Origin of the sequence: Methylobacterium sp. GC_Met_2 (assembly GCF_026540795.1) — a bacterium.
In the GTDB taxonomy this organism is placed as follows: Bacteria; Pseudomonadota; Alphaproteobacteria; order Rhizobiales; family Beijerinckiaceae; genus Methylobacterium.
Genome location: NZ_JALNUM010000229.1, coordinates 1 through 2892, shown reverse-complemented (window position 1 = coordinate 2892; position 2892 = coordinate 1). Strand labels below are relative to the sequence as shown.

Genomic DNA, 2892 nt, shown 5'->3' with positions numbered 1-2892 from the left:
GGGAGGGAGAGGGCGCGGCCGGTCGGGACCGATAAGCCTTCGCCGTAACCAATTCCGTGAGCGGCGCTCCGTACGTCCGCCAGCGTCTCGATCCGACATCCCGCAGAATGGGCCCGCCGCATGACCGAGATCGCGATCGTCGGCGGCGGACTGATGGGGCACGGCATCGCCCTGGTGCTGGCGCTCCACGGGCACGCGGTCCGCATCACCGACACGTTGCCCGAGACCCGCGCGCGCATACCGGCCCTCATGGGATCGGCGCTCGCGACCCTGCAGGAGGCGGGCGCCGCCCCGGCGGGCTGGGATGCCGACAGGCTCAGGACGGCGGTCCGGGTCGAGGCCGAGTTCGAACCGGCTCTGGCCGGCGCCGGCCTTGTGATCGAGGCGATCACCGAGAACCCTGAGGCCAAGCGGGCGCTCTTTTCCGAACTCGACCGGCTCTGCGCAGCCGACACGATCCTGGCCAGCAACACCAGCTACCTCGACGTCTTCCCGCTGATCCCGGAAGCCCGGCAGGCGCGGGCGCTGATCCTGCACTGGTACACGCCGCCCTACATCGTCGATCTCGTCGACGTGGTGCCGGGACCCGGCACCGATCCGGCGGTGGTCAGCGCCATGGCCGAGCTCGTGCGCGGCCTGGGCCAAGTCCCGATCGTGCTCAAGCGCTTCATCCCCGGCTACATCGCCAACCGCATCCAGCAGGCGATCAGCGCCGAGGTTTTTCAGCTCCTCGACGAAGGCGTCGCCGCGCCCAAGGACATCGACGACGCGATCATCCACGGCCTCTCTTTACGCATCCCGATCCTCGGGCACCTCGCCAAGGCGGATTTCACCGGGCTGGAGCTGGCGCAGCGGGCGCTCGCCAACGCCAGCTACGCACCGCCGCCGCCGCGCACGCGCTCCGAGACCCTGGACGCGCTGTGCGCCGAGGGCCGGACCGGGGTGATGGCCGGCAAGGGCTATTTCGACTGGGGCGGGCGCCCGCCGGAAGACCTGTTCCGCGAGCGCGACCGCAAGCTGCTGGCGCTCAAGGCGGCGATGGCCGGGATCGGCCGGATGGAGGGGACATGATCGGGGCGGATCTCACCGGACGGCGCGTCCTCGTCACCGGGGCCTCGTCGGGCATCGGGCTCGCGACGGTGGCGATGTTTGCGCGCAACGGCGCCACGGTGGCGCTGAACCACCTGCCCGATGACGCCCGCGGCCCCAGAGAGGCCGAGCGGCTCGCCGGGGACGGTTTCACCGTCTTCGCCCTGCCCGGCGACGTGTCCGAGCCCGGGGCCGCCGAGGCGATGGTGGCGGCCGGGATCGACCGGCTCGGCGGCCTCGACGTGCTCATCAACAATGCCGGCACGGCGGGCACCACCACGCCCATCGCGTTCGAGGACCTCGACGCGATGACCGAGGACTTTTGGGCCATGATCCTGGCGACCAACCTGCTCGGGCCGTTCCGCTGCGCCCGGGCCGCGGCGGCGGCGCTGAAGGCCAGCCGGGGCGCCATCGTCAACACCGCCTCGGTGGCGGGGCTCGGGCGGCGGGGCTCGTCGGTGGCCTATTCGGCCAGCAAGGCCGGGCTGATCAACCTGACCCGCAGCCTCGCCCGGGCGCTGGCCCCCGACGTGCGGGTCAACGCGGTGGCGCCGGGCCTCGTCGCCACGCCCTGGACCGAACCCTGGCCGGAGGCGCGCAAGGCCGCCACCGTGCAGCACACGATGCTCCGCCGCATGGCCCGGCCAAAAGATATCGCCGAGACGATCTTCTTCCTCGCCGCAGGGGCGGCCTACATCACCGGCGAGACCGTCACGGTCGATGGCGGGGCGATGTGAGTTCGGGGATACCCAGGATGTCGAACCTCACCGTCATCACCTGCGCCCTCACGGGTTCCTTCGACACGCCGAAGAAGAACCCGGCCGTGCCGGTGAGCCCGGACGCCATCGCGCGATCCGCCCTCGAGGCGGCGTCCGCCGGGGCCGCGGTGGTCCACATCCACGTCCGCGATCCCGCCACCGCCGCACCCAGCATGGAACTCGCCCGTTACCGCGAGGTGGTGGAGCGGATCCGCGCGAAGAACGACGCCGTGATCCTCAACCTGACCACGGGGGCGGGGGGCCGGTTCGTGCCGGGCGATCCGGATCCCTCGGTGGCCGGATCCGGCACGACCTTCGTGGGCCCGGAGGCCCGCACCCGGCACGTCACGGCGTTGCGCCCGGAGATCTGCACCCTCGACGTCGCCACGATGAATTTCGGCGAGCACCTGTTCCTCAACACCCCCGCCCACCTGCGGGCCATGGCGGGGCAGATCCGCGACGCGGGCGTGAAGCCGGAGATCGAGGTGTTCGATCTCGGCCAGATCGAGCTGGCCCGGCACCTGATCGCCGAGGGGCATCTGGCACGCCCGCCCCTGTTCCAGATCTGCCTCGGCATTCCCTGGGGCGCCCCGGCGACACCCGAGGCGCTGGTGGCGATGCGGGCGCGGCTGCCGGAGGACGCGATCTGGTCGGCCTTCGGCATCGGCCCGGCGGAATTCCCGATCCTGGCGGTGGCGGCCGGGATGGGCGGCAACGTCCGGGTCGGTCTGGAGGACAACCTGTACCTGTCCCGCGGCCGGCTTGCGCCGAGCAACGCCGCTTTGGTCGAGAAGGCGGTGAGCCTGCTGGCCCACATCGACCGCGAGCCGGCCACGCCCGATCAGGCGCGGGCGATGTTTGGGTTGGCGCCGCGGGGGCGATGACCCGCGCGCCTGCCGCGGATCTCCCTCCCCCCTCTGCGGGGGAGGGTGGCCCCTGCGTCAGCAGGGGTCGGGAGAGGGGAGCGCGGGTTCAGGAAAAGGCGCGACCTTCATGAGGGTTGGAGCGTATTCTGCACCCGCGCTCCCCTCGCCCGACCGCCTGC

At 71.9% G+C, this 2892-nt stretch carries 3 protein-coding genes; all 3 read left to right on the top strand.

Going from position 1 to position 2892, the window contains the following annotated elements; translation table 11 throughout:
• Positions 1 to 120 precede the first annotated feature (120 nt).
• Genes OXS49_RS33050 through OXS49_RS33040 form a run of 3 tightly spaced genes read left to right on the top strand, consistent with a single transcriptional unit; the run spans position 121 to position 2731 of the window.
• Positions 121 to 1071, top strand: a complete 951-nt coding sequence (locus tag OXS49_RS33050) for a 3-hydroxyacyl-CoA dehydrogenase family protein (RefSeq protein WP_267428725.1) — start codon at positions 121 to 123, stop codon at positions 1069 to 1071.
• Positions 1068 to 1826 carry an SDR family oxidoreductase gene (locus tag OXS49_RS33045; protein ID WP_267428724.1) on the top strand — a complete coding sequence of 253 codons (759 nt, stop codon included), beginning with the start codon at positions 1068 to 1070 and terminating at the stop codon, positions 1824 to 1826. The genes OXS49_RS33050 and OXS49_RS33045 overlap by 4 nt, the downstream gene beginning before the upstream one ends.
• A gap of 17 nt (positions 1827 to 1843) precedes the next feature.
• On the top strand, positions 1844 to 2731 hold the full coding sequence (locus OXS49_RS33040; protein WP_267428723.1) for a 3-keto-5-aminohexanoate cleavage protein: 888 nt from the start codon (positions 1844 to 1846) through the stop codon (positions 2729 to 2731).
• Positions 2732 to 2892: the final 161 nt, after the last annotated feature.

What these genes read in the sequence shown, in the direction of transcription:
- OXS49_RS33050 (WP_267428725.1), top strand. Translation starts at nt 121, where the DNA reads ATGACCGAGATCGCGATCGTCGGCGGCGGACTGATGGGGCACGGCATC.
- OXS49_RS33045 (WP_267428724.1), top strand. Translation starts at nt 1,068, where the DNA reads ATGATCGGGGCGGATCTCACCGGACGGCGCGTCCTCGTCACCGGGGCC.
- OXS49_RS33040 (WP_267428723.1), top strand. Translation starts at nt 1,844, where the DNA reads ATGTCGAACCTCACCGTCATCACCTGCGCCCTCACGGGTTCCTTCGAC.